The organism is Dyadobacter psychrophilus (genome assembly GCF_900167945.1).
Lineage (GTDB): Bacteria > Bacteroidota > Bacteroidia > Cytophagales > Spirosomataceae > Dyadobacter > Dyadobacter psychrophilus.
The window spans coordinates 1,097,203-1,119,946 of sequence record NZ_FUZA01000002.1; the positions used below are offsets into that span (position 1 = coordinate 1,097,203).

24 protein-coding genes are annotated in these 22,744 nt (G+C 44.2%); 12 read left to right on the forward strand and 12 right to left on the reverse strand.

The genetic code is table 11. The features are described from left to right. Nucleotides 1-82: 82 nt before the first annotated feature. Complete coding sequence (locus B5X68_RS11480) at nt 83-1,798, forward strand: serine hydrolase (RefSeq protein ID WP_082214807.1); 1,716 nt, start codon at nt 83-85, stop codon at nt 1,796-1,798. A gap of 32 nt (nt 1,799-1,830) precedes the next feature. Here B5X68_RS11480 and B5X68_RS11485 read toward each other — a convergent pair whose 3' ends face one another. Beyond that, entirely contained in the window at nt 1,831-2,637 is an 807-nt protein-coding gene (locus B5X68_RS11485) for a hypothetical protein (RefSeq protein WP_082214808.1), read from the reverse strand. Nucleotides 2,638-2,818: 181 nt separating this feature from the next. On the opposite strand from B5X68_RS11485, the gene B5X68_RS11490 reads away from it, so the two are divergent. After that, a complete protein-coding gene (locus tag B5X68_RS11490) occupies nt 2,819-4,084 on the forward strand; it encodes an MFS transporter (RefSeq protein WP_082214809.1) in 1,266 nt (421 codons plus the stop codon). On the opposite strand, the gene B5X68_RS11495 is transcribed toward B5X68_RS11490, so the two are convergent. After that, a complete protein-coding gene (locus B5X68_RS11495; protein ID WP_082214810.1) occupies nt 4,081-4,875 on the reverse strand; it encodes an MOSC domain-containing protein in 795 nt (264 codons plus the stop codon). The genes B5X68_RS11490 and B5X68_RS11495 overlap by 4 nt on opposite strands. A gap of 146 nt (nt 4,876-5,021) precedes the next feature. Here B5X68_RS11495 and B5X68_RS11500 point away from each other — a divergent pair, with 146 nt between their 5' ends. After that, nucleotides 5,022-6,728, forward strand: a complete 1,707-nt coding sequence (locus B5X68_RS11500; protein WP_082214811.1) for an FAD/NAD(P)-binding protein — start codon at nt 5,022-5,024, stop codon at nt 6,726-6,728. 98 nt (nt 6,729-6,826) lie between these two features. Next, complete coding sequence (locus tag B5X68_RS11505) at nt 6,827-7,552, forward strand: 3-keto-disaccharide hydrolase (RefSeq protein WP_082215329.1); 726 nt, start codon at nt 6,827-6,829, stop codon at nt 7,550-7,552. A 23-nt stretch (nt 7,553-7,575) separates the two neighbouring features. On the opposite strand, the gene B5X68_RS11510 is transcribed toward B5X68_RS11505, so the two are convergent. Both B5X68_RS11510 and B5X68_RS11515 read right to left on the reverse strand, forming a co-directional pair. After that, nucleotides 7,576-8,667, reverse strand: a complete 1,092-nt coding sequence (locus tag B5X68_RS11510; RefSeq protein WP_082214812.1) for a PAS domain-containing sensor histidine kinase — start codon at nt 8,665-8,667, stop codon at nt 7,576-7,578. A 91-nt stretch (nt 8,668-8,758) separates the two neighbouring features. Next, nucleotides 8,759-9,598, reverse strand: a complete 840-nt coding sequence (locus B5X68_RS11515) for a sugar phosphate isomerase/epimerase family protein (protein WP_082214813.1) — start codon at nt 9,596-9,598, stop codon at nt 8,759-8,761. Between the two features lie 164 nt (nt 9,599-9,762). On the opposite strand from B5X68_RS11515, the gene B5X68_RS11520 reads away from it, so the two are divergent. Further along, nucleotides 9,763-10,503: an ImuA family protein gene (locus B5X68_RS11520; RefSeq protein WP_082214814.1), complete on the forward strand. Its 741-nt coding sequence runs from the start codon at nt 9,763-9,765 to the stop codon at nt 10,501-10,503. Between the two features lie 20 nt (nt 10,504-10,523). Here the strand turns inward: B5X68_RS11520 and B5X68_RS11525 are convergent, their stop codons facing one another. From B5X68_RS11525 to B5X68_RS11540, 4 genes are all read right to left on the reverse strand, one after another. Further along, entirely contained in the window at nt 10,524-11,393 is an 870-nt protein-coding gene (locus B5X68_RS11525; protein ID WP_082214815.1) for a CE1 family esterase, read from the reverse strand. A gap of 78 nt (nt 11,394-11,471) precedes the next feature. Continuing rightward, nucleotides 11,472-11,894, reverse strand: a complete 423-nt coding sequence (locus B5X68_RS11530; RefSeq protein WP_082214816.1) for a VOC family protein — start codon at nt 11,892-11,894, stop codon at nt 11,472-11,474. 21 nt (nt 11,895-11,915) lie between these two features. Then, on the reverse strand, nt 11,916-12,410 hold the full coding sequence (locus B5X68_RS11535; protein ID WP_082214817.1) for an SRPBCC family protein: 495 nt from the start codon (nt 12,408-12,410) through the stop codon (nt 11,916-11,918). Next, the gene (locus tag B5X68_RS11540) at nt 12,400-12,726 is read right to left on the reverse strand and encodes an ArsR/SmtB family transcription factor (RefSeq protein ID WP_082214818.1); all 327 of its coding nucleotides are present in this window, start codon (nt 12,724-12,726) and stop codon (nt 12,400-12,402) included. Before B5X68_RS11540 ends, B5X68_RS11535 begins: the two co-directional genes overlap by 11 nt. Before the next feature lie 359 nt (nt 12,727-13,085). Between B5X68_RS11540 and B5X68_RS11545 the strand changes: the two genes are divergently transcribed. The 3 genes from B5X68_RS11545 to B5X68_RS28905 all read left to right on the forward strand — a co-directional run bounded on the left by B5X68_RS11545 (nt 13,086) and on the right by B5X68_RS28905 (nt 14,417). Beyond that, the gene (locus tag B5X68_RS11545) at nt 13,086-13,643 is read left to right on the forward strand and encodes a hypothetical protein (protein ID WP_229208373.1); all 558 of its coding nucleotides are present in this window, start codon (nt 13,086-13,088) and stop codon (nt 13,641-13,643) included. Between the two features lie 61 nt (nt 13,644-13,704). Then, nucleotides 13,705-14,205: a DUF6934 family protein gene (locus tag B5X68_RS11550; protein WP_082214819.1), complete on the forward strand. Its 501-nt coding sequence runs from the start codon at nt 13,705-13,707 to the stop codon at nt 14,203-14,205. 35 nt (nt 14,206-14,240) lie between these two features. Continuing rightward, nucleotides 14,241-14,417, forward strand: coding sequence for a hypothetical protein (locus tag B5X68_RS28905; protein WP_170916632.1), 177 nt, complete (start codon nt 14,241-14,243; stop codon nt 14,415-14,417). A 41-nt stretch (nt 14,418-14,458) separates the two neighbouring features. Here B5X68_RS28905 and B5X68_RS11555 read toward each other — a convergent pair whose 3' ends face one another. After that, on the reverse strand, nt 14,459-14,968 hold the full coding sequence (locus B5X68_RS11555; protein WP_082214820.1) for an SRPBCC family protein: 510 nt from the start codon (nt 14,966-14,968) through the stop codon (nt 14,459-14,461). A 15-nt stretch (nt 14,969-14,983) separates the two neighbouring features. Further along, nucleotides 14,984-15,340, reverse strand: a complete 357-nt coding sequence (locus B5X68_RS11560; protein ID WP_082214821.1) for an ArsR/SmtB family transcription factor — start codon at nt 15,338-15,340, stop codon at nt 14,984-14,986. A 135-nt stretch (nt 15,341-15,475) separates the two neighbouring features. Between B5X68_RS11560 and B5X68_RS11565 the strand changes: the two genes are divergently transcribed. Further along, the gene (locus tag B5X68_RS11565; protein WP_082214822.1) at nt 15,476-15,814 is read left to right on the forward strand and encodes an ArsR/SmtB family transcription factor; all 339 of its coding nucleotides are present in this window, start codon (nt 15,476-15,478) and stop codon (nt 15,812-15,814) included. After that, nucleotides 15,804-16,304 (forward strand): SRPBCC family protein, encoded by a 501-nt coding sequence (locus tag B5X68_RS11570; RefSeq protein WP_082215330.1) that lies wholly within the window; start codon nt 15,804-15,806, stop codon nt 16,302-16,304. The genes B5X68_RS11565 and B5X68_RS11570 overlap by 11 nt, the downstream gene beginning before the upstream one ends. Nucleotides 16,305-16,384: 80 nt before the next feature. Here the strand turns inward: B5X68_RS11570 and B5X68_RS11575 are convergent, their stop codons facing one another. Continuing rightward, nucleotides 16,385-16,981 (reverse strand): alpha-ketoglutarate-dependent dioxygenase AlkB family protein, encoded by a 597-nt coding sequence (locus B5X68_RS11575; protein ID WP_082214823.1) that lies wholly within the window; start codon nt 16,979-16,981, stop codon nt 16,385-16,387. 13 nt (nt 16,982-16,994) lie between these two features. Further along, on the reverse strand, nt 16,995-17,831 hold the full coding sequence (gene dinD, locus B5X68_RS11580; protein ID WP_170916633.1) for a DNA damage-inducible protein D: 837 nt from the start codon (nt 17,829-17,831) through the stop codon (nt 16,995-16,997). A gap of 172 nt (nt 17,832-18,003) precedes the next feature. On the opposite strand from dinD, the gene B5X68_RS11585 reads away from it, so the two are divergent. Further along, complete coding sequence (locus B5X68_RS11585) at nt 18,004-19,503, forward strand: Y-family DNA polymerase (protein ID WP_082214825.1); 1,500 nt, start codon at nt 18,004-18,006, stop codon at nt 19,501-19,503. 9 nt (nt 19,504-19,512) lie between these two features. Continuing rightward, nucleotides 19,513-22,743, forward strand: a complete 3,231-nt coding sequence (locus B5X68_RS11590; RefSeq protein WP_082214827.1) for an error-prone DNA polymerase — start codon at nt 19,513-19,515, stop codon at nt 22,741-22,743. Nucleotide 22,744: the final 1 nt, after the last annotated feature.

The window sequence follows — 22,744 nt, forward strand, 5'->3', positions numbered from 1 at the left end:
GGCAAGATATAATTAATGCTGTAACTTCATGCGGTTACTTGTGCCTCTGTTCATCCCTTTCGCAATATTATAAACATTTGAAATGAAACCTTTACTTTACTCAGTCGCCCTTTCGCTGCTTTTGCTGCAACTGTTATCTCCTGCTTTTGCCCAATCCACCAAACTTTACGCAAGGGCCGACTCGCTTTTTGCAGAATGGAACAAGCCGGGCAGTCCGGGAGCTGCCGTGGGGGTTGTTCATCAGGGTAAATTGATCTATGCCAAAGGTTTTGGCGAATCGGATGTGGAAACCGGGGCGAAAAACGGGCCGGAAACAATTTTTCACGTGGCCTCCGTTTCAAAGCAATTCACGGCTTACGCCATTGTTTTGCTGGCCCAGCAGGGCAAACTTTCGCTGGACGACGACATTCACAAACACATTCCTGAGGTCCCGGATTTTGGCAAAACCATCACAATCCGGCATCTGATCCATCACACAAGCGGGCTGCGCGACCAGTGGAACCTTTTGTCGATGGCGGGCTGGCGGCTGGACGACGTTATTACCAAAGAACATGCATTCAACCTCATCAAAAGACAAAAAGAGCTGAATTTTGAGCCGGGATCTGCATTTGCTTACTGCAACACGGGTTATACCATTCTGGCCGAAATTGTGAGCCGCGTGGGGAATAAGCCATTTACGGAATGGATGGAGCAGGAGGTTTTTAAGCCGCTGGGAATGAAAAATACATTGTTTTACGATAACCAGGAGCAGATCGTGAAGGGACGTGCTTACTCTTTCCACAAGTCGCAGGAAAAAGCAGGGGCATTTGAGAAAAGCATTTTGAGCTATGGTAATGTGGGTGCAACGAGCTTATTTACAACAGTTAACGATCTCTTGTTCTGGATTAAGAATTTCCGGACGTCTCAAATTGGTGGCCCCGCGGTGATGAAACAAATGCTTGAACGCGGCCGCCTCACCAAAGGCGATACGCTGCCTTATGCATTCGGGCTGGCGCACGGAACGTATAAAGGACTGCCTTACTATGGCCACAATGGCGCCGATGCGGGTTTTCGGTCGTCTATAACTTATTTTCCAAAAGAAGGTTATGGTTTTATTGTCCTGAGCAATCAGGCTGAGTTTTCGCCGGAGAAAAAGGCGTTTGAACTGGCCGGGATCTACATGGCTTCCTTATTCAAAGGAGAACAGAACGTAGCGAAAAAATCTCCTGCTAAGCCGGTAAACGAGAATTATAAGTTTGATTCAACGCTTTTCAGAAATTACGCAGGCGCTTATGAACTTGCGGAGGTGCCCGGGTTTATCCTCAATTTCAGAAAAGAAGGAGAGCGTTATTTCACCCAGGCTACGGGGCAGCCGCAAGCGGAAATATTCCCATCTTCGGATACGACATTTTTTCTGAAAGTGGTGGAAGCGTCCGTCGTTTTTCACAAGCCGAAGGAAGGCCAGGTTAAGAAGATCACATTGCGGCAAAACGGCGAACATCCGGCAAACCGCGTGCAGCCCAAGCAGGATTCAGACATTAAAAAGGAAGATTTTGCAGGTCAATATTATAGTCCGGAACTGGAAACTATTTACACCATTAGCCTGAAAGAAAGCAAATTAAAGCTTATCCATGTACATCACGGCGAAGTGGATCTGAATGTGGTCAATAAGGACCGGCTGAACGCACCGTGGTGGTTTGTCCAGAATATAGACATCGTTCGCGGCAAGTCCGGTGAGGTCACAGGACTGCGTATGACCAACGGACGTGTGGTGAATTTATGGTTCAAAAAACTGGCTCCCAATTTCGCAGCGGACTGAGAGTGACGCGTTAACCCATCATTACAAACATATTACTGGCATTTATACTGCATATCCAGTGCCCTTCGATTGGCGTAGAATCCGTCTTTTGGATAGCCGGTTGCATTGTATTTGAATGTATAATCCAATAAAATGACCTTCCCATTTATGGGGTAAGTCATGGTGACTTTGGTCCTGTTGTTGGTGGAGAGCAAATGTTCCTGATCGTCAAAAAAGGCGCCCTGGATCGTGTAGAGTTTTTTAAATGGATTTGGATTGGTGTCGTATTGATATTCGTTCACCGTAATCAGCTCATTTTTAGGGGAAAATCTTTTTAATGTTACCAGATTTCCTTTTGGATCCCAATCCAGCTCGATGTGATCGTATTCTTTTTCGGTATAGTTTTTCGGATCATTAGCATTGCCGGTCAACTCGAACAGGCTTCTTTTTACCCGGACCATTTTACCATTGGCCCATTCTACATGCACCCTTTGACGCGGAATTGTTTTCTTTTCGTGCCAGGTCTTTTGAGATAAAAGACCTTCGCTGTTGTATTCAAAACGGACTACATTCTCATTGTCTGAATTGCTGATCGCTGACGGCTTTTCCTCGTTGTAGTAGTAACTGATGGTGCTCCTTAGTTTTGTTGTGTCCCCAAAATAACCCGTATAGGCATATGTGGTCCCGGTAATGAGGTTTTGTTTGTTGTAAATGATCTCCATTTTCGCGCCGCTGCCCGTGGTGTCTGTTACATAACTTGTGAGCAGGCACGGCTCGCTTGCTACCGGCGTTTTGTCAGCATCTTTGTCTTTACAGGCAAAAAAGAATATTGTAAGAACAGCGAGTAAAGATGATTTCATTTGCGGCGAAATTTGGCTTGATGAAGTTAATACACAATCAGTTATAAAAGACTGGAAGCCTATTTATTTACCACTCCCAAACATTTGAAAAACGACTGCGGTCACTTAAAAATAGTATAATCGCGGATTTGAAGCCTTACCACTATTTACGAAAATTGTTTAAGTCCAGATTAACAGACACATGAAACCACAATTGGCCCAGGTAAGATGGTATCGGATCATTCCGGTTGTTTTCGTAACATACAGTCTTGCTTATCTGGACAGGGCCAACTTCGGCTTTGCGGTTGCCGGCGGAATGGCCGGAGATTTAAATATTACGCCCAACACATCCACATTACTCAGCTCGCTTTTTTTTCTGGGTTATTTCTTTTTCCAGATTCCGGGTGCACAATATGCGGCGCATAAGGCAGCTAAAAAGCTGATATTCATTTCGTTGATCTGTTGGGGTGCGTTGGCGGCTGCTACGGGGATGGTAAATGACACAACCACGCTGATCGTGATCCGCTTCATGCTTGGTGTGGTGGAAAGCGCAGTAATGCCTGCCATGCTTATTTTACTTAGCCAATGGTTTACCAAAGAAGAACGGTCACGCGCGAACACTTTTCTTATTCTCGGAAACCCGGTTACGGTGCTCTGGATGTCCGTTTTGTCAGGTTATCTGATTGATTCGATGGGCTGGCGGTGGATGTTTATTATTCAGGGATTACCTGGCATTCTTTGGGCTTTTATCTGGTGGAAACTCATTGATGAGCGTCCAATGGAAGCAAAATGGCTTTCGGAAGATGAAAAAATGGAGCTGGAAAAACGTTTGCAGGAAGAGCAGGTTGGCATAAAACCGGTTAAAAACTACGCAGAAGCATTTCGGTCCAGAAAAGTAATCTTGTTATCACTTCAATATCTTTTATGGAGCGTCGGGGTTTATGGATTTGTAATGTGGCTGCCTTCGATCATTAAGGCTGCACCGGATATGAATATGGTTACCACCGGCTGGCTGTCATCCGTCCCGTATTTGTTTGCGGTTATCGGAATGCTTAGCGCGTCTTATTTTTCAGACAAATCAGGCAACAGGAAAATATTTATCTGGCCGTTTTTATTGATTGCAGCCATCTGTTTATATGCTACAGTGTTGCTGGGCCCGGAGAAATTCTGGTTTTCATATGTACTGCTGGTCATTGCGGGAGGAGCTTTATACACACCATACGGTCCGTTTTTTGCCGCTATTGCAGATGTTTTACCAAAAAATGTCATCGGCGGTGCCATTGGTTTGATCAACAGTCTGGGTGCATTGGGATCTTTCGCGGGGTCTTATCTGGTGGGTTATCTCAATAGTGAAACCGGAAATTTTAATGCATCCTACACATTAATGTCCGGCGCATTGGTCCTTGCCACTATAATCACCTGGGTTGTGATCCCTGCACCTAAAAAATTGCAGGTTGCGCCCATTTAGAAAAGCGTTATGATATCACCCTCCCGCACAATGCCGCTCTCGAGCCCGACGACATTTTGTCCAAAAAAGATATCTTTTCCTTCCCTGCGGTAACTTGCCAGCGTTTTGAGCGTCTCAGGACTTTTAATCCCCGTTTTCGGGTCAATGTTGACCATTATGCAGCGCTCACAAGGCTTTGCCACCTGGAAACGTGTATCTCCGATCGTTATGGTTTTCCAGAGGTCTTCCTCAAAGGGCGCGGTGCCTGTAATCACGAAGTTTGGCCGGAAGCGCTTGCTTTCAATGGATTGAGAAAGTTTGCTGTTCAAATCGTCCAGCGATGCCTGTGATATGAGCAGATACGGAAAGTCGTCGGCGAAGCTGACTGTGTGATCTTTTTCGGCATATGTCGAATTCATTTTTCGCTGTGTATCAGGAGTCATTTCCACAATGCGGACGATCTTGCCGAGTCGTTCGCTCAACCATTCATCGGCTAGTTTTGAGACCGTTCTTGCCGGGACCACATCATGCCAGATCTTCACTTCAATGTCATCATCGTCTTCCCTTTCAAAAGGAACAAGTATTTGATTAACAGGATCATATCGGTGCGAAATAAAAAGGCCGTCATCTGAAAATGCGACGTCTAGCAAGGCCATTTGGGCATTCGTGCGCTGGGTAAGAAAAGTGCCTTTTTCATCCACCACCAGCCAGCGCCGGTCATACTGTAACCCACGTTCTTCGGCAAGTGATTCTTTCAAACGAATTCCCCCGAGGGACTTTACGGGATAAACCCATATTTCTGATAAAATCATTGGCGGGAGATTGTAGTGTTTGATCTGGAACTCGGTTTAATGATGTGATTTAGTTAAAAAACTATTCCCAAAATGATATTGGTATAATTGTTTATTACATTCAAAAAAAGAATCGGATTAATTTACACTTAACATTTTGTAAAGCATTGAAGACGCGTATTGCCATCCTAGGCGGTGGCCCAAGTGCATTGTTTGTCTTAAAGAGATTTGTAGAAGCTGGTCATAAGGACCTTGAAATACACATTTTTGAACGTAAAAAACTACTGGGTGCAGGAATGCCTTATAGTTATGAAGGCTCCAACCAAGAGCATGTAACGAATGTGTCTGATAACGAAATCCCGGAAATCGTGACTTCCATTGAGGAATGGATCCAGACCGTGCCCGAGGATGTGCTCATCCGGTTTGGCATTGACCGGGACCGTTTTAATGAATATAAAGTGCTGCCCAGGCTGCTGTTTGGCCAGTATTTATCTGCCCAATTTGATTTGCTATTAAAAAAGGCGGAAAGGCTGGGGTTGCAGATACATGTTCATACGGGTTGCAGGGTGGTTGACATTATCGATATTCCTTCCGAAAAAAAGGTGGATGTTGTCATTGAAAGATCAGGTTTGTCGCGATTCAACCGCGTGATCATTTGCACCGGACACAACTGGCCGGTCAAACATGAAGGCACCATACCCGGCTATTTTGACTCGCCATATCCTCCTGCGAAGTTAAAATTACAACTCAATCACCCCATAGCGATCCGAGGATCATCATTAACCGCCATTGATGCCATGCGCACGCTGGCCAGGAATAACGGGTCGTTTCATTCGGATGAGTCTGGGAAAGTTGTTTTTACTCCTTCGGACGAAAGTCTGGAATTTAAGCTCGTTATGCATTCCAGGAACGGACTTTTGCCTGCTATCCGCTTCCATTTGGAAGATCCGCTTCTCTCGGATGAGGCATTGCTGACAGAAGATGAGATTGAGCAAAACAGACAGGAAAATGATGGTTTCCTGCAACTGGATTATATTTTCGAGAAAGCTTTTAAGAATCTGTTCCTGGAAAAAGATCCTAAGTTTTATGAACGGATCAAAGATAAGAGCATTGAGGATTTTGTGGAAATGATGATGGGCATGCGTGAAAAAATGGAGCCCTTTGCCCTTTTCAGAAAAGAATATGCGGAAGCGGAAAGGTCGATCAAAAATGAGGAATCAATTCATTGGAAAGAGATTCTGGCGGTTTTGAGCTATGTTTTGAATTATCCTGCCAAATATATGTCAGCCGAGGACCGGATGAGATTGCAAAAGGTTTTGATGCCGCTCATTTCAATCGTAATTGCTTTTGTTCCGCAAAGTTCCGCCAAAGAAATGCTGGCGCTGGACGATGCCGGAAAGCTGGAAATTGTTTCGGTAGGGGATGATAGTCAGGTGGATCCGGAAAGTGAAGGCGGCGTTACTTATCGTTATACCGATGAGTCCGGGGAATCAAAAGCTATTTATTACAACACATTTGTCGATTGTATCGGACAGCCGCATTTGCCTTTTGAGAGTTTTCCATTTAAAAGCCTTATTGCTGACGGAACCGTTCGGCCTGCACATTTAAAATTCAGGTCCTCTGCGGCAGGAGGGGAAGCGGTTGCGGATGGAAATAAGGATGTTGAGCAGACAGCCCGGGAAGATTTTTACCTGAAAGTGCCCGGCATTGCGATCACAGATAACTTTCAGGTTGTATCGCGGTCGGGTGATATTAACCGCCGCATTTACATTATGGCCGTTCCTTATATTGGTGGCTACAATCCTGACTATTCCGGACTCGACTTTTGCGAACAAGCCTCGTCAACCATTGCAGATAGCATTTTAAATGATTAGGAAGCATTGCCGATATATGGTAACAAACATTTTTTTTGTCTGGTAAGTATTTTATCAGCCCTGCACGCTTGTTCTTCAACAATAACCCCAAATCTAAAATGTTCAAGCCCACCTTACTCGCCCTGCTGCTGAACTTTGCCTTCGTAAGTGCAAATTCACAAGCGCTTAATACGCTATCCACAACCGAAAAGAAGGATGGCTGGAAACTGTTGTTTGACGGAAAAGACCTCAAAGGCTGGCATGCATACGGCGGTAAGGAAGTCGGTTCTGCATGGATTATCGAGCAGGGCGCTATTAAACTGAATGTTCCGGAACGCGCAGGGAATAAAGCCAAAAACGGGGGCGACATTGTGATCGATGAGGTTGTTAGTGGCGATTTTGAGTTTAAAGCGGAATGGAAAGTGAGTAAATATGCCAACAGCGGCATTTTCTTTTTTGTCACAGAATCACCGAAATATAAAAACATGCACGATACCGGCCTGGAACTTCAAGTGATCGACGACAAGATCTACGAGGGCGCCAGGGAAAATACGCATCGTGCAAGTGACTTTTTTGGCATTGCCAACGCGCGTCTGCGGGAAGGAAATCCGGAAGGGGAATGGAACAAGATCCATTTTATAGTAAAAAAGGGCAAGCTTACTGTATACCAAAACGAATTCATGGTGCAGGAGCACGATCTGAACAGCGCTGACTGGAAACAGAAAGTAGCCAACAGCGGATTGAAAGCCGCACCCATTTCCACAGGCTCTTATGCTGGGCGAATTGGATTGCAGGATTGGGGAAGCACTGTCTGGTATCGCAACATTAAGCTGCGCAAACTTTGATCCAGGTCAGAAAATGCTTTTGACTAATTTTTAAAAGACAAAGTAAACCGCGAACCTTCATTGGGCCTGCTTTCCAGCACAATGCTGCCACCCAGGCTAGTGATCTGGTTGTGCACCAGGTAAAGACCAATTCCTTTGCCATCTGCGTGGTTATGAAATGTTTGGTTCAGCCGGAAAACTTTGTTATCAATCGCTTCCATATCAAAACCAAGTCCGCGGTCGGAATAGATCAGCTGTGTTGCATTAGCGTTCTGCCTGGAAAAAATAGTAATGTCCGGATTTTCGCCGGGAATGGAATATTTAATGGAATTGGTGATGAGGTTCAGAAATGTGCTTTCCAGGTAAGCACCATTGTATCTGATGGTTTTTAATTTTGAAAAATCAATGTGAAACCTGGTCTTGGAATTTTGAATCAATGATCTCAGTGAGTTCCTGACATTATTAAGGGACTTTTCAATATCCAGTTCTTCCACTTTCACTGTAAGCAGGTCCTTCTGCACGAGAATATCCACATAGTTGTTCAATGTATCTTTCAATCCTTCTGCCGCCATTTTAAGGATGTCCAAAAATTGAAGCGTCTCTTCATCTGTGATTTTGGATGTGTCCATCATCTCAAAAACCGAAAGCAGGTTGCTCACGGGAGAACGAAGGTCATGTGATGTGGTGTAAGTCAGTTGTTTAAGATCGTAATTGATCTTTGTGAGGCTTGCGATAAGCCCGTTGCGGTCTTTTTCGAGCAGTTTTAAATGGGTAATGTTCTTAGCAATCGCATAAACCAGCTTTTCATCATAACGCGGCATGGAAGTCCACGAGAGCCACACGATGTCGCCATTTTTAGTAACATAACGGTTTTCGTAGTCCAGGAGTGGGACGTTGTTTTTCAGATTTTCGCGATGCTGACCGGTAATGTCGCGGTCGTCGGGATGGATGAAAGTGTCAATAGGGCTGCTCATCAATTCCTCTTCACTATAACCCAGCAAATTCGAGACCGCCGGATTAATTTCTTTAAAAAAACCGTCAAACCCAGCGATACACAGCAGGTCGGCCGATTTTTGAAAAAAGAGGTCTTTGTTAAAGGTCGTTTTGTACAAAGGAAGAATAGAGGTAGCGCTCATCTAACTGTTTCAGATTCTCTCTTAAATTAGTTTAAGATAAAGTGAAACGCAACTAACATTGTAGAATTATTACTAAGATTGCCGTTCAGGTTTATTTTAATCCCAGCGTTTTGTTATAGTATTTAACTGTCTCTATAACCGATTGCAGGTTTGTCGGCTTTTCCTGGCGATCGCGCTCTATGATGATATGCCCATTGAAATTCTGTCTTTCAAGCTCTTTAAAAACCGCAGGAAAATCGATCACGCCGGTTCCAACCACCACATCTACAAGTTTTGGATCGTTATACGCAGCAATGTCTTTGAGGTGGATCGCGATAATACGGCCTTCCAGCTTTTTTAATGCTTCCACCGGATTAATGCCACTTTTAGGCATATGGCCCAGATCAGCGCAAACGCCAAAATTCGGATGTCCTTTTAATGCGGCCAGGGTAGAATAGGGATGCCAGTAAGCGCTTGTTCCTTTCCAATGGTTATGGATTGCCAGTTTCATTCCGTAAACACCTGCAAGGCTGTCGATGCTGTCCCACATTTTTACGGGCGGCTCGGCGGTAACATATTTTACCTTGAATTGTTTGGCTATCTCAAATTCTTTTTTCCAATCATCCACTGTTTTGCCACCCACAAGGTAAATACTTTCCATTTTCAGGCCTGTTTTATCGAGGATCGTTTTGAGTCTTGCAATTCCCGAGGGGGAGAGTTTCATCATGATGGAATCTTTCAATTCCGGGCCGGCTTTGGCAAATGTAAAGCCTTCCACATATTTCAGGCCAGCGCTGTCCGCTTTCGCTAATTGCCCCTCAAAGGAGAATGGATTAAATGTATAAAGCGCCACACCGAGCTTCCAGTCACGGGGAGCTAAATGGCTCATTGCCAGTAAAGTGAAACAAGCGGTAAGCAAAAAAGCAGATTTGAATAATACAGATCGTGTCATGGATAATATGGTTTAAATTGATTAAGCGTCTTATTCTATTTTTTTACTAAGCCCACAGTAATGTTAAGCATAAAACCATAAAAATTTTTCGCAATTGAAAATTAATTGGTACTTTTGAGATCATAAAATTGTTATTATTGGTAACAATTTGCTCAACTTTCAATATGAATCAACTGGCCACAAAAAGCGATGTTGCAAGACAGCTGCAAAAGGAAATTCTTTCTTTGCAGGGGTTTAAAACGGCGTCTGACGGGCCACAGCGTTCCTTACATTTTGGAGAGCTGGAAAAGGCATTCCCCAATCAGGTTTTTCCGACAGGTGCGGTTCATGAGTTTTTGAGCAGTGGTATGGACGATGTTGCGGCTACAACCGGTTTTATGTTAGGACTGCTGGGGAAGTTGCTGGAAAAGGGTGGGGCTTGTCTCTGGATCAGTATGAACCGGACGCTTTTTCCTCCTGCCATGAAATTTTTCGGAATTGAACCGGATAAGGTCATTTTTATAGATCTGTTGAAAGAGCAGGATGTGTTATGGGCTGTGGAGGAATCGTTAAAATGCGATGCGCTCACAGCCGTGGTAGGGGAGCTCAACGAAATATCATTAACGCAGTCCAGGCGGTTGCAGCTTGCCGTAGAACATAGCCGGGTTACCGGATTTCTCCATCGCTGCAATCCCAGGAGTGTGAACACATTGGCTTGTGTATCACGCTGGAAGGTAAAACCCATTCCCAGCCAGCTGGAAGACGGTATGCCTGGTGTAGGATTTCCCCGCTGGCACGTCCAGCTCCTGAAAGTCCGTAACGGAGAACCCGGCGAATGGAAACTGGAATGGTCCGACGGGCAATTTAATTATCTTGAAAAAGAGATTAAGGTGCTGGAAGGTAAGAAGTTGTTGCAGGTTGGATAAAGGTGTGACAATGGCCAGATTTACTTATCCATTTGCCTCTTGAAAAATGCCCAGGTTTCTTCGAAAATGTCAAAATCAGTCAGGAACTCATGTTTTCCGTTGATGACTTTTAATAATGTCACTTCTGGTTTCCCCTTCTTTTGATACGTGTATTTTTCTACGGTGACGCTGTTGTTTTTATCACCATCCGGCATCATTGATTTGACTGGCACACCGCTGTAACCGTCCAGTTTAGCCCAATATTGAAATGATTGATCTGTAGCGCGAACCGTCCCAAGCGTCACGCCTGCCGTTTTCACTTCACCGCCGTTGTAAGGATTGGTTTCGTCAGCCGTTCCATTGGTGATCATGACTGGTAAAGGAACATTCATTGCCGCGCAGTCCATATTTTCATCCGTGGGCATGTTGGCAACAATGGCCGAAATTGCCTTGATTTTTCCAGGCATTGTCAGTGCCAGTTTGTACGACATATGCCCGCCACCAGAGAATCCGGTCGCAAAAACGTGTGCTTTGTTAATCTTATATTTATCAGAAAAAAAGTCGATCATCGCTGAGAAAAATGCTTCCTCATTGAGATTTTCCTTATTTGCAATTGCTGTTGAAGCTTTACGGCATTCATTCCAGTATTTCTTATAACCGGCTGGATAAACAAGGACCAAATTCTCAGCCTCAGCCCTGGCTTGTAATTTTGCAGCTCTCGGCGCAAATCCAACCGGTTCTCCACCCGATCCATGCATGACGAAAACAAGGCTCGCGCCAGGTGTAATCTTCACAGATTTATCATAAACAAAAACGCGGTGAAGCCCCTCAATCAATAGTGAATCGGAAACCAATTGTGCTTTTGAGGCAAATGAGATAGAAAATAGCGCAGGAAGGATAAACTTCAACATATTAGAAATCGAGGACTGATTGTGTCCTGCAATTTACATGTTAGCCGATGTTTTTGCGCTATTTTTTGTCAAATAACCTTACGCATTTTCCAGCGCAGCGATATCGAACTTACTCATTTGCATAAACGCTTCGATTACCCGTGGCGCCTTTTCCGGATCGGACATTAGTTTCGATAGGACACTCGGAACGATCTGCCACGACATACCGAATTTGTCATCCAGCCATCCACATTGGTTATACGAGCCGCCTTCGCCCAGCTTTTCCCAGTAATAGTCGATTTCTTCCTGTGTATCACATTCGACTACGAAGGAAGTGGCAGGTGAAAATTTATAATGCGGACCGCCGTTCAATCCCATAAACTTGAAACCGTTGAGCTCGAAGGTCACGACCATCGGATTTTCAGCGAGTATTTTTGAACTTTTGAAAATTGAACAATAGTGATCGGCGGCTTCTTTTGCATTTCCGTCGTACCAAAGGCAAGGATAAAGTGGCTTGATCATTTTAAATAAGGTTTAGTTTTATTAGAATTGTTTGATTAACAGGTCGTCCAGCTTCTTGAACCCTTCATTCAGCCCGACCTCCATGCCTGACTGCACCAGGCCGTCCCGATCGTCCACGGATTTGAAAATGGACTGAATGCTCAATCTGGTCCTATCGCCCGGCAGCTCAGTCAGCGTCAGAAATTCCAGTGAAACGTGTCCGCGTTCGGGCAGCCCTTCAAATTCAAAAGTGCGGATAACCCGTTCAGGAGCAGCAACTTCGTGAATTGCTCCATTAAACCCAAATTCGCCCGCGCCATTACGCAATGTGTGTACAAAGCGATATGAACCACCCGAACGGTTATCGAGCTTATCAATTTTCATGTCCATATCACTCGGCCCCATCCATTGCATGAGGAATTCCGGTTCGCTGAATGCGCGGAATACCAATTCCCGCGAAGCTTCAAATTCCCGCTCGATGAATAGCTCTTGTTTGCCTGGTTCGGCAGTGATTTTGGTTTCGTTTTTACTTGCCATCTTTCTGTGTTTTTAGTTTTTCCAAAATATTGTCTAAGCGGTCAAAGCGTTCTTCCCACATTTTCTGGAATGGCGCTAACCAATCGGCTACCTCTTTCATTTTCTGGGGGTTAAAGTGATAATAAATTTCCCTTCCTTGTTGCTCCTGGCTGACCAGTTGGCATTCGGTCAATATTTTAATGTGTTTTGAAACCGCTTGCCTGCTTGTGTCAAAGTGTTCGGCCAGTGCATTCGGTGTCATGGCCTGCAATGCAATTAATGTAAGTATGGCCCTGCGCGTAGGATCTGCTATGGCCTGGAAAACATCTCTTCTCATTGTTCAAATTCAATTTGCTACTGATTGGTTGCAAATATATGTGCAATTAATCGGTTGCGCAAGTATTTCTTAAATTTTTTATAGGTGACGCAGGGAGCGGTTATATTTGGTTTCCAGACTCCACCAACTTTACGTGACCCGTTTATGAAATTTTTCTGCCCTTTCTTTCTCTTAATTATTTCAAATGCAGCACTGGCCCAGCAGGGGCGCGATTCTTCTTTTGTCAAATATTATAATTTGCAAAACGGAAGCGAAACATCTGCACAAAAGCGGATTGAAATGCAATCAGACATTGATACAACGTGGACCGATGGAAAGAGCGGGGATACAGTTTCGGATTTGTGCCGGCCAAAACACCCATGTATACGACAATAAATGGCATTTTGAGCACACCTTATATGATTCAGGTGCGGGGGAATGCCGAAGAAAGAAATAAGAAGCGCTGGGGATATCATGGTTTTGAGGGTTACGCCAAAGACGATAAATCGCGCATCACGATGCTGGTAAACAAGCACATTGAAATGGAGCGGCCAGTTGCTGAGCTATACTATTATTCAACCGTTTACAACCATGACGAAGCAGCTTATAACTGGTTCAAAATCGGCTCGGATGTTAAGCAGCATTCCTTCATGTTCGGGCGGGACAAAGCCGTTTTCTACGGTTCATTGAAGCTAACCAATGCGTTAACATTGGGTCGTATTGGAAAAGAAGACATCTCATTAACCAAACCAGCGGGAGATGACGAGCAAAATGCAGAACAAGACGCCAAATATGTAAATTATAACGAACTGAAAAGCGGCGGAGACGGAACCATTTTTTACGATAAGGACCGCGACATAGTGGTGATCAAAATTAAGGGTAAATGGATGAAGGTGGCAGTGGAAGCATTGCCGGAAGGGGTGGAGTATGGGTTTTAAATGGTTTGCCTAGTGAAGATTTTAATATCTTTGGGCATTCAAAACACACACTTTCTTTTATATGAACATTAAATGCTATACGACCGAGCTAGTCGGAAAAACGGAGTTTAGGTTTTTCAGTGAAGGCAAAAATGGTCGCTTTGAAATGAGGATAAGCTTCGAGCAACTTAGCCATAATTTTTACAATCTTGCTTTTGGTTTATGGGACACATCTTTATTTGCAATTGAAGATAGTGTGGAGCTTCGAAACGGAGATATGGATAAAATCCTCGGTACAGTCGCTACTGCTGTGATGTCGTTTCTGGAATCTAATCTTAGCGCTAGTATAGCAGCCAGCGGCAGAACACTGCCCGGCAAGTATGCTGTAAGAACCAGAAAATATCAAATGGGAATAAGCAGAAATCTCAGTGAACTTAATGCGGTTTACAATGTTTATGGCTTTCGCGCTGTAAAAAATGAGAATAATGAAATATCAGGAACCTGGCCTTACGGTTGGAAAGGGGAATGGGAAAAATTTCAAGTTGGATCTAACTATGATGCTTTCTTGATTAACTTAAAATAATGGTTAATTTTGATATATACACAAGGAGAAATATTATGAAAGATGTCATAATTGCGAAGGAAAGTGAGCCTAAGCGGGGGAGGTTAAAAGAAAGAATCAGGATGAGTGAAAGTGGTTCTGAAAATGCGAAGCCGCTCAGCAGAAAAGCGCAGGAAATGAAAATTTTTCTGGAACGAAACCCGATCCCTAAGGAATTTTTAAAACAAAAATGACGGCCTGCTCGAGTAGTTCGTCATTTTTGTTTGAATAAATACTAGCCCTGCACTTTTTCCAGATAAGCATCCAGCTTATCAAATGTTCCGCTGAAACCTTGCTGCATATTTTCCATGATGGAAAAATAGGTTTCCTCCTGCGCTGGCGTTGCGTTAACCGGATGGCCCTGAATTGTCAATGTTGTTATCCCGTTTTTTTCTTCCAGTGTGATCTGATTGAAGACTTCCAAGGGGAAATCCATTGGAAATGGGGAGGTTATAATGTTCCCTTCCGCGTCCGCAAAAGAATTCACGAATTCAAGCAGATCGGCGCGCCGGATGTTTTTGTATTGAAACAATCCCCACATTTCGTGGCCGTTTCCTTCCATTTTATAGTGCGTGCTGCCTCCGGCGCGAAAGTCGAAATGCTGTACGGAAAGCTGGCTTCCAGCCGGTCCCCACCATTCGCCGAATGCTTCGGGTGATGCAAATGCGTCGAAAACAAGCGTTTTGGGCGCTTTAAACTCCCTTACAATTTTCAAACCTCCTCTTTTTTGTGTTTGCTGTTCCATGTTATTGTTATTTGATTAATCCGCGTTTGGTTCTTCATTTGATTGATTATCAGCCTGTATTCTCTCCAAATAACTTCCCAGGGAATCAAATTTCTCATTCCAGAATTGTTTGTACTGATCCACCCAGTTAGAAACTTCGCTCAGTCCGTCCAGTTTCGCCTCGCAAAATCTTTCCCGCCCTTCCTGTCGAACGACCACCATTCCGCATTCTGTAAGAATTTTAATGTGCTGAGAAATAGCTGGCCTGCTTATATTAAAATTATCGGCAATGCTATTGAGGTTCATGGACTTATTCGCAATCAAACTAATGATCTGCCGCCGCGTCGGATCCGCTATTGCCTGAAAAACATCTCTTCTTGCTTCGATTGACATAATACGTAAGTGTTTGCTTACACAAATGTATATGTAAGTATTTGCTTACGCAACTTTTTAATAAAAATTCTTGTGCAACTTTAAAGTTGCGCTTATATTTGCAATTATAACGTTGCGCGTTAAGTATAGAAAGTTATGCCGAAAGAATTTAGGAGAGACGTTTTTCAGGCCATTGCGGATCCTACCCGCAGGGCGATATTGAGCATGATCGCGTTACAGGCGATGACGCCCAATGCTTTGGCGGAGCATTTTGATACGAGCAGACAGGCCGTTTCAAAACATATAAAAATATTGACCGAGTGCCAGCTGATAAGACAGGAGTTGTCTGGCAGGGAAATTTATTATCACTTCAATGCAAAGCAAATGAAGGAAGTGGATCAGTGGCTGGAACAGTTTAAGAAGCTTTGGGAAGACCGGTTCAATCAATTAGACCAAGTATTATTTAACTTAAAACCAAATGATTATGAAGACTAACCTTTTGTTGAATTTCACAGTAGATAAGGAAAATAAAAAGATCTATGTTGAACGGGAATTTGCTGCTTCGGTAGCCAAAGTGTGGGCAGCATGGACGCAAAAAGAATTGCTGGAACAATGGTGGGCACCCAAGCCATGGAAAGCCAGGACCAAAGAAATGGATTTCCGCGAAGGCGGGCACTGGTTGTATGCAATGGTCGGCCCGGAAGGTGAGGAGCATTGGGCGCGCATGGATTACAAATCAATTACAGCGCAGAAATCATATTCCGCGCTTGATCTTTTCTGCGATGAAAATGGCCAGCCCAGTGATTTTCTGCCTGGTTCGCAATGGCTCACGTCTTTCAAAGAAAACAGTAGTAGCACGATCGTAGACGTTGTGTTGACATTCAACGAGCTTTCAGATCTTGAAAAACACCTTGAAATGGGATTCAAAGAAGGTTTCCTTATGGCATTCGAAAACCTCGACGAGGTGTTGGATTCTCAGAAATAGGTTATTATATGATTAAAATAAAGCTCCAAAACTGTTTTACGCGGTGTTGGAGCTTTATTGTTTTATCCTGGTTCAATTTTCTACGCTACTTTCCTGAATGTGAGATTGATCCTCGCCTTCATTGTTTTGGACGATTTGGCAATCCGATGCTCCCAATATTTTTGTAAGTCACCTTTCATCAGCAGCAAAGAGCCGTTGCCCAATTCCAAAGAATATTGTTGTTTATGGTTTTCTTTATTTCTAAAATCAAAATTTCGTGGCTGTCCGAAACTAACAGAAGCAATTTCTGTTTTAAGGCCGACAATTGTATCCTTGTCGCTATGCCAGGCGACCGAATCATTGCCATCCCGGTAATAATTTAGCAGCACTCCGTTGAAACGGATCCCGGTATGGTTTTCGACTTTTGATTTGATTTCCAGCAGTTCTTCCGTCCATGGAATAGGTGGTCGCATATCATCCTGCCGAATGGGGCGATCGCCAAACCAGGCACATAGTCTGGGAGTCAGCATCTCTTTATCATAGATCGTAATTTTGGTTTGTTGCCAGGAAACGGTTTCCAGAAATGTTTTCAAATACCGCTCACTTTCCATTTTCGTAAAGAAGCCCGGCACATATTCCATCAGATGTTCCGGAAGCAGCAAATGTTCCCGGTCGTCAAATAACTTAAATTGCTCCATTTCTCATCCTTCTCTATTTCTTTCTTATTGGCCTGGTATCGTTTTCTTTTACCAGTTTTTTTACACTTGCTACGCTTGGTAATTCTTCCGGCATAGTTCCTCCAAGTTCCTGAATGGTTTGGCGCACTTTTTGGCCAACCTCAAAGTGGGTTTTATTAGCTCTCTGTTTGCCGGTGATATTTTCACGTCTTAGCTTATCGTCAGTTTGTGTAGTTCTAAATAAGTTGGCTGCAAGTTCAGAGCTGCCCATGTGGTCTAATATATGTTGGCTCTTTTTCAGTTCTTTCTTTTCATGTATGGCTTTCGCGTCAAGCCCGCCATATAAACCCATATAGCCATGATTTTGGAAAACAGCGTAATCAATTGGCTCGACTACTCCTGCAACCCTGGCGGAATCCGCCAGAAGTAAATTGTGTCTGGTAACTTCGCTACGTAAAAAAATCCGCTTTTCATTTTCTCCGGGAAGGTTATTATACTCCTCCGATTGCCTCAATTCCTGCAAACGCGTTTGGACGGCGAAATAAGTTTGCCCTAATGCGACAACTTCCTTAGCCGGATCCGCATTTTGGACAATCAGGTAGCAAGCATAACGGGATAGCTTTACATTATCACTTTTCCGTTTTGCGCCTTTTCCCAACTTGATCATTTCGTGCAAATCCCCGAAATGATCTGAAACGCTGGAATCGCTGTTTTTGCACGCTTCCTTAGCTCTTTCAATTACCGCCTTAAAATATCTGTACTCCGTATATTCTAGGATTTTTGCAAGATCCCTGGCACTCCAAAATTCATTTCCCTGATCATCTGTTTTTCTGATTCCTTCAAAAAGCGATGGTTGATTTACTGCTTTCATAATAATGCTTTTTAGTGTGTAAAATTGATTTTGATAACTAAAACAAAGTAAAGAAAATCCTTGCTACTAAACAAGAGATTTGATATCATTGTGACCAAATTAAAGATACCTTAAATATCATATAAAATATAAATTATTGATTAACAGAACATTATGTAAATAATAGTTTAGTATGTCACAGCGCTTCGCCAACATATGGTTCCGACATTTAATCACAGACTGGGTTGTGACAGAACGTGCTGAGCTGGCTGGTGAGCCGTTTGTTTTGGCTGCTCCTGAGCGTGGAAGAATGGTTGTTAAAGCAGCAAGTGCGAAGGCGATAGAGAATGGAATTGAAATCGGAATGGTTGCAGCTGATGCCAGAGCACTTTTCCCTTCATTGGAAGTGATAGACGATCACCCGGGTAAAGCAACTGAACTGCTGACTGAATTAGCGGAATGGTGTATACGTTACACGCCTGTTGTTGCAATCGACATACCCGATGGCCTGATGCTCGACATTACAGGTTGTGCCCATCTTTGGGGCGGGGAACGTGCCTATCTGAAAGACATAGTCATCCGGCTCAGACAAAAGGGTTACCACGTAAGCGCTGCCATTGCAGATACTGTTGGCGGCGCCTGGGCAGTTGCCCATTTTGGGCATGACAAGCGTATTGTACAAGCCAATCGTGTTTCCGAAGCATTATTACCCTTGCCGCCGGCTGCCTTACGTCTTGAAAATGTAGTGGTTGAGCGAATGCAAAAATTAGGTTTCTACCAGATCCGGAACTTCATTAATATGCCGCGTTCTGTGCTGAGAAGGCGTTTTGGGCAGCAGCTTCTGGATCGGGTAGACCAGGCGTTCGGGCATGCTATTGAGGTTATTGAATCAGTAAAACCTGCGGTGCCATACCAGGAGCGGCTGCCTTGTATGGAGCCGATTGTAACAGCAACCGGTATCCAGATCGCATTAAGGAGGCTGTTGGAAGCATTGTGCCACCGTTTGGTGAAAGAAGGGAAAGGTTTGCGGACCGCAGTTTTCAAAGGATTTCGGGTAGACGGGAAAATTGTGCAGATCGACATTGTGACAAATAGGGGATCATTTCATGTAGGGCACCTTTTCAAGCTTTTTGAACTCAAAATAGCAACGATCGAGCCGGCTCTGGGCATTGAGTTATTCTTGCTGGAAGCGCCTGTTACAGAAGATGTTAATGAAGTCCAGGAGAAGCTTTGGAATACAAATGCCGGCGCGGATAATGTAAACCTGATAGAGTTGCTGGACAGACTAGCGGGTAAGGCTGGAATTAAAACGATCCGCCGGTATGTGCCGGACGAACATTATTGGCCCGAGAGATCCATTAAACTTACCCAGTCATTGCAGGATAAACCGCAAACTGCCTGGCGAACAGACCGTCCGAGGCCGATTTATTTGTTACCCGATCCATTGCCGATAGAAGTGTCCGCACCCGTCCCGGATTATCCGCCTATGTTGTTCAGGCTCAACGATTACGTACATAATATTATAAAAGCAGACGGCCCGGAACGAATTGAAAGGGAATGGTGGCTCGACCAGGGTATGCACCGGGATTACTATTGTGTTGAAGATCAGTCTGGTGTGCGTTACTGGATTTTTAGGCTTGGACATTATGATAATGAGGATTCAGAATGGTTTATTCACGGTTTTTTTTCCTAGGTAATTAAAATGAGCTACACCGAATTGCAGGTTACGACCAATTTTAGCTTCCTTCGGGGCGGATCGCACCCGGAAGAATTGGTGCAGCAAGCTTTAATTTATGAATACAAAAAAATTGCGATAACTGACCGGAATACACTTGCCGGCATTGTGCGCGGTCATGCAGCCGCAAAAGGAAAGGACATTCGTATCATTCCTGCCTGTCGCCTGGATTTGCTGAACGGACCGAGTTTGTTGGCTTATCCGACTACGCAACAGGCCTATTCTCAGCTTTCTTCTTTGCTAACCGAAGGCAATTTAAGAGCGGAAAAAGGAGAATGTCATTTGTACAAAGCGGATGTTTTTCGCTATGCCGGCGGAATCAAGTTCATTGTAGTTCCTCCTGCAGCTTTGAATGCCCATTTTGATTTTGAACCTGAATTTAAACGCACATTAAAGGAATATAAAAAGGCTTTTGGAAACGATCTTTACATTGCTGCTGCCCGTTCTTACCAGGGCGATGACACAAAAAAATTGCATCGTATTTCGCAGCTTGCCGACCAGATGGACATTCCAATGGTGGCAACCAATGACGTATATTATCATAATCCTATTCGCAGGGAATTGCAGGATATCCTTACTTGCATCCGGGAAAAATGCACCATTTATAATGCCGGTTTTCGCCTTTATCAGAATGGAGAAAGATTTTTAAAAGAAATAGATGAAATGCGCCGCCTTTTCAAGCAATATCCTGATGCGATCAAGCGCACGGAGGAGATTGCCAACGCATGTCAGTTTTCGCTGGATGAACTGAAATACGTTTATCCTGAGGAGATTACAAATAGCGGACATTCGCCTTTGGAAGAACTAAAAAGTTTGACCTGGAAAGGAGCGCAGGAGCGATTTCCGAATGGCATACCAGAAAAAGTCGGAGCGGCCATTGAATATGAAATGAAATTTATTGAGGAAATGGAGTACGCTCCTTATTTCCTCACAGTTTATGACATTGTTCGTTTTGCCAAAGAACAAAAAATTCTATGTCAGGGCCGTGGTTCTGCGGCTAATTCAACTGTATGTTATTGTTTGGGCATCACTTCTGTGGATCCGATGGAAATAGACTTGCTTTTCGAACGGTTTATTTCTTCCGCAAGGAATGAGCCACCGGATATTGATGTGGATTTTGAGCACGAGAGAAGGGAAGAAGTGATCCAGTATATCTATCAAAAATATGGCCGTGACAGAGCAGGGATTGTGGCCACAGTAACGCAAATGCATCAACGCGGCGCGATCCGTGATGTGGCCAAGGCCATGGGAATGTCGGTAGATGCTATAAACCGGCTTGCAAATTCGATATGGGAATTTACCGATGAGTGGTTTGAAGGCAAACGTGTTGCTGAACAGGGCTTTAACCCCAATGATCCGCATTTGATCAAGATCCTGGATCTGACCAAACAATACATCGGATTTCCGAGACAGCTGGGACAGCATACGGGAGGTTTTGTTATCACACAGGGTAAATTGTCGAATTTATGCCCGATTATGAATGCTCGTATGGTGGACCGGACCTGCATTGAATGGAATAAGGATGACATTGATACACTGGGTTTTCTGAAAATAGATGTGCTGGCTTTGGGAATGCTGACCTGTATCCGGAAAGCGTTTGATCTGGCCAAAAAACATTATAACAAAGATTATACGCTAGCTAATGTCCCGCAAAATCGGGAGGATGTTTATGATATGATCTGTGCTGCGGATACAATTGGTGTTTTTCAGATCGAAAGCCGGGCTCAGCAGTCCATGTTGCCCAGGTTGAAACCCCGGTGCTTTTATGATTTGGTAATTGAAGTCGCCATCGTACGCCCCGGCCCAATTCAGGGGGATATGGTGCATCCCTATCTGCGTCGTAGAAATAAAGAAGAAGAGGAGAGTTACCCTTCCAAAGAGCTGGAAGCCATTTTGGGGAAAACATTAGGCGTGCCGTTGTTCCAGGAACAGGCCATGAAAATAGCAATTGTGGCGGCTGGTTTTACACCGGCGGAAGCGGACGAGTTGCGACGAAGCATGGCTACTTTTAAGGTGAAAGGAATGGTCACGAGATTTGAGAAAAAGCTTGTGGAAGGTATGACAGCGCGTGGGTATACAACGGAATTTGCCCAACGTGTTTTCAGGCAGCTGGAAGGCTTTGGAAGTTATGGTTTTCCCGAAAGCCACGCTGCCAGCTTTGCATTGCTGGTTTACGTTTCATGTTATCTGAAATGCGTTTATCCCGATGTTTTTGCAACGGCATTGCTGAACAGCATGCCGATGGGTTTTTATCAGCCCGCGCAAATCATTATCGATGCCAGGAAACATGATGTTGAAGTGAGGCCAATCGATATCAACCATTCAGATTGGGACAATCTTTTGGAAGTAAAAACAGGAGAATATTGCCCGATCAGGCTGGGTTTCAGGCAGATTAAGGGCATGCGGGAAGAAGATATCCAAGCATTGATTGCGGCCCGGACAAAACCATTTACCAACATTCATACATTACGCGACGCAGGAGTTTCACAGGCTGCCCTGGAAAAACTGGCGGATGCAGATGCTTTCCGGTCTATCGGGTTAGACCGTCGGCAGGCACTTTGGGAAGTATCGGCAATGAGTGACAGGCCGATCGGTTTATTTGAGGGACAGCCATCCGAAAGTGCGTTGGAAGCACCTGTGGAATTGCCGCATATGAGCGCTTCTGAGCATGTCGTTCAGGATTATGCTTCTACTTCTTTATCATTAAAGGCGCATCCGGTAAGTTTTGTCAGGGAAAAATTGGATTTGCTTAATGTTTTTTCAACTCAAAAACTTGATCTGATCGGAAACACCAGAATGGTTAAAGTAGCTGGGCTGGTGCTCGTAAGGCAGCGCCCGGGAACTGCCGGTGGCGTTTGTTTTATCACCATCGAAGACGAAACCGGTTTCGCTAATCTGGTTGTATTTCAAAAACTTTTTGAAAAATACCGAAAAGAAATTCTGTACGCCAGGTTGTTGATGGTGGAAGGAAAATTGCAGCGCGAAGGGGAGGTTACCCACGTAATTGTTCAGAAATGCTACGATCTATCGGTGTTGTTGAAAAAATTAACTGCAACCGAAGAGGAAAACCCGGACATACTAACCCTTTCGCGCGCAGATGAAAAGGACGAGTACGCAACGATGGCAGTTAATAAGAAGACGCAGGTTCGCAGGGACGTACAAACGGAAATTTTCCCGAATGGCCGCAATTTCAGATAAA

Bases quoted from the DNA above. Each gene is read 5' to 3' on its own strand.
- B5X68_RS11480 (WP_082214807.1), top strand. From the start codon at position 83: ATGAAACCTTTACTTTACTCAGTCGCCCTTTCGCTGCTTTTGCTGCAA.
- B5X68_RS11485 (WP_082214808.1), bottom strand. From the start codon at position 2,637: ATGAAATCATCTTTACTCGCTGTTCTTACAATATTCTTTTTTGCCTGT.
- B5X68_RS11490 (WP_082214809.1), top strand. From the start codon at position 2,819: ATGAAACCACAATTGGCCCAGGTAAGATGGTATCGGATCATTCCGGTT.
- B5X68_RS11495 (WP_082214810.1), bottom strand. From the start codon at position 4,875: ATGATTTTATCAGAAATATGGGTTTATCCCGTAAAGTCCCTCGGGGGA.
- B5X68_RS11505 (WP_082215329.1), top strand. From the start codon at position 6,827: ATGTTCAAGCCCACCTTACTCGCCCTGCTGCTGAACTTTGCCTTCGTA.
- B5X68_RS11510 (WP_082214812.1), bottom strand. From the start codon at position 8,667: ATGAGCGCTACCTCTATTCTTCCTTTGTACAAAACGACCTTTAACAAA.
- B5X68_RS11515 (WP_082214813.1), bottom strand. From the start codon at position 9,598: ATGACACGATCTGTATTATTCAAATCTGCTTTTTTGCTTACCGCTTGT.
- B5X68_RS11520 (WP_082214814.1), top strand. From the start codon at position 9,763: ATGAATCAACTGGCCACAAAAAGCGATGTTGCAAGACAGCTGCAAAAG.
- B5X68_RS11525 (WP_082214815.1), bottom strand. From the start codon at position 11,393: ATGTTGAAGTTTATCCTTCCTGCGCTATTTTCTATCTCATTTGCCTCA.
- B5X68_RS11530 (WP_082214816.1), bottom strand. From the start codon at position 11,894: ATGATCAAGCCACTTTATCCTTGCCTTTGGTACGACGGAAATGCAAAA.
- B5X68_RS11535 (WP_082214817.1), bottom strand. From the start codon at position 12,410: ATGGCAAGTAAAAACGAAACCAAAATCACTGCCGAACCAGGCAAACAA.
- B5X68_RS11540 (WP_082214818.1), bottom strand. From the start codon at position 12,726: ATGAGAAGAGATGTTTTCCAGGCCATAGCAGATCCTACGCGCAGGGCC.
- B5X68_RS11545 (WP_229208373.1), top strand. From the start codon at position 13,086: ATGTATACGACAATAAATGGCATTTTGAGCACACCTTATATGATTCAG.
- B5X68_RS11550 (WP_082214819.1), top strand. From the start codon at position 13,705: ATGAACATTAAATGCTATACGACCGAGCTAGTCGGAAAAACGGAGTTT.
- B5X68_RS28905 (WP_170916632.1), top strand. From the start codon at position 14,241: ATGAAAGATGTCATAATTGCGAAGGAAAGTGAGCCTAAGCGGGGGAGG.
- B5X68_RS11555 (WP_082214820.1), bottom strand. From the start codon at position 14,968: ATGGAACAGCAAACACAAAAAAGAGGAGGTTTGAAAATTGTAAGGGAG.
- B5X68_RS11560 (WP_082214821.1), bottom strand. From the start codon at position 15,340: ATGTCAATCGAAGCAAGAAGAGATGTTTTTCAGGCAATAGCGGATCCG.
- B5X68_RS11565 (WP_082214822.1), top strand. From the start codon at position 15,476: ATGCCGAAAGAATTTAGGAGAGACGTTTTTCAGGCCATTGCGGATCCT.
- B5X68_RS11570 (WP_082215330.1), top strand. From the start codon at position 15,804: ATGAAGACTAACCTTTTGTTGAATTTCACAGTAGATAAGGAAAATAAA.
- B5X68_RS11575 (WP_082214823.1), bottom strand. From the start codon at position 16,981: ATGGAGCAATTTAAGTTATTTGACGACCGGGAACATTTGCTGCTTCCG.
- dinD (WP_170916633.1), bottom strand. From the start codon at position 17,831: ATGAAAGCAGTAAATCAACCATCGCTTTTTGAAGGAATCAGAAAAACA.
- B5X68_RS11585 (WP_082214825.1), top strand. From the start codon at position 18,004: ATGTCACAGCGCTTCGCCAACATATGGTTCCGACATTTAATCACAGAC.
- B5X68_RS11590 (WP_082214827.1), top strand. From the start codon at position 19,513: ATGAGCTACACCGAATTGCAGGTTACGACCAATTTTAGCTTCCTTCGG.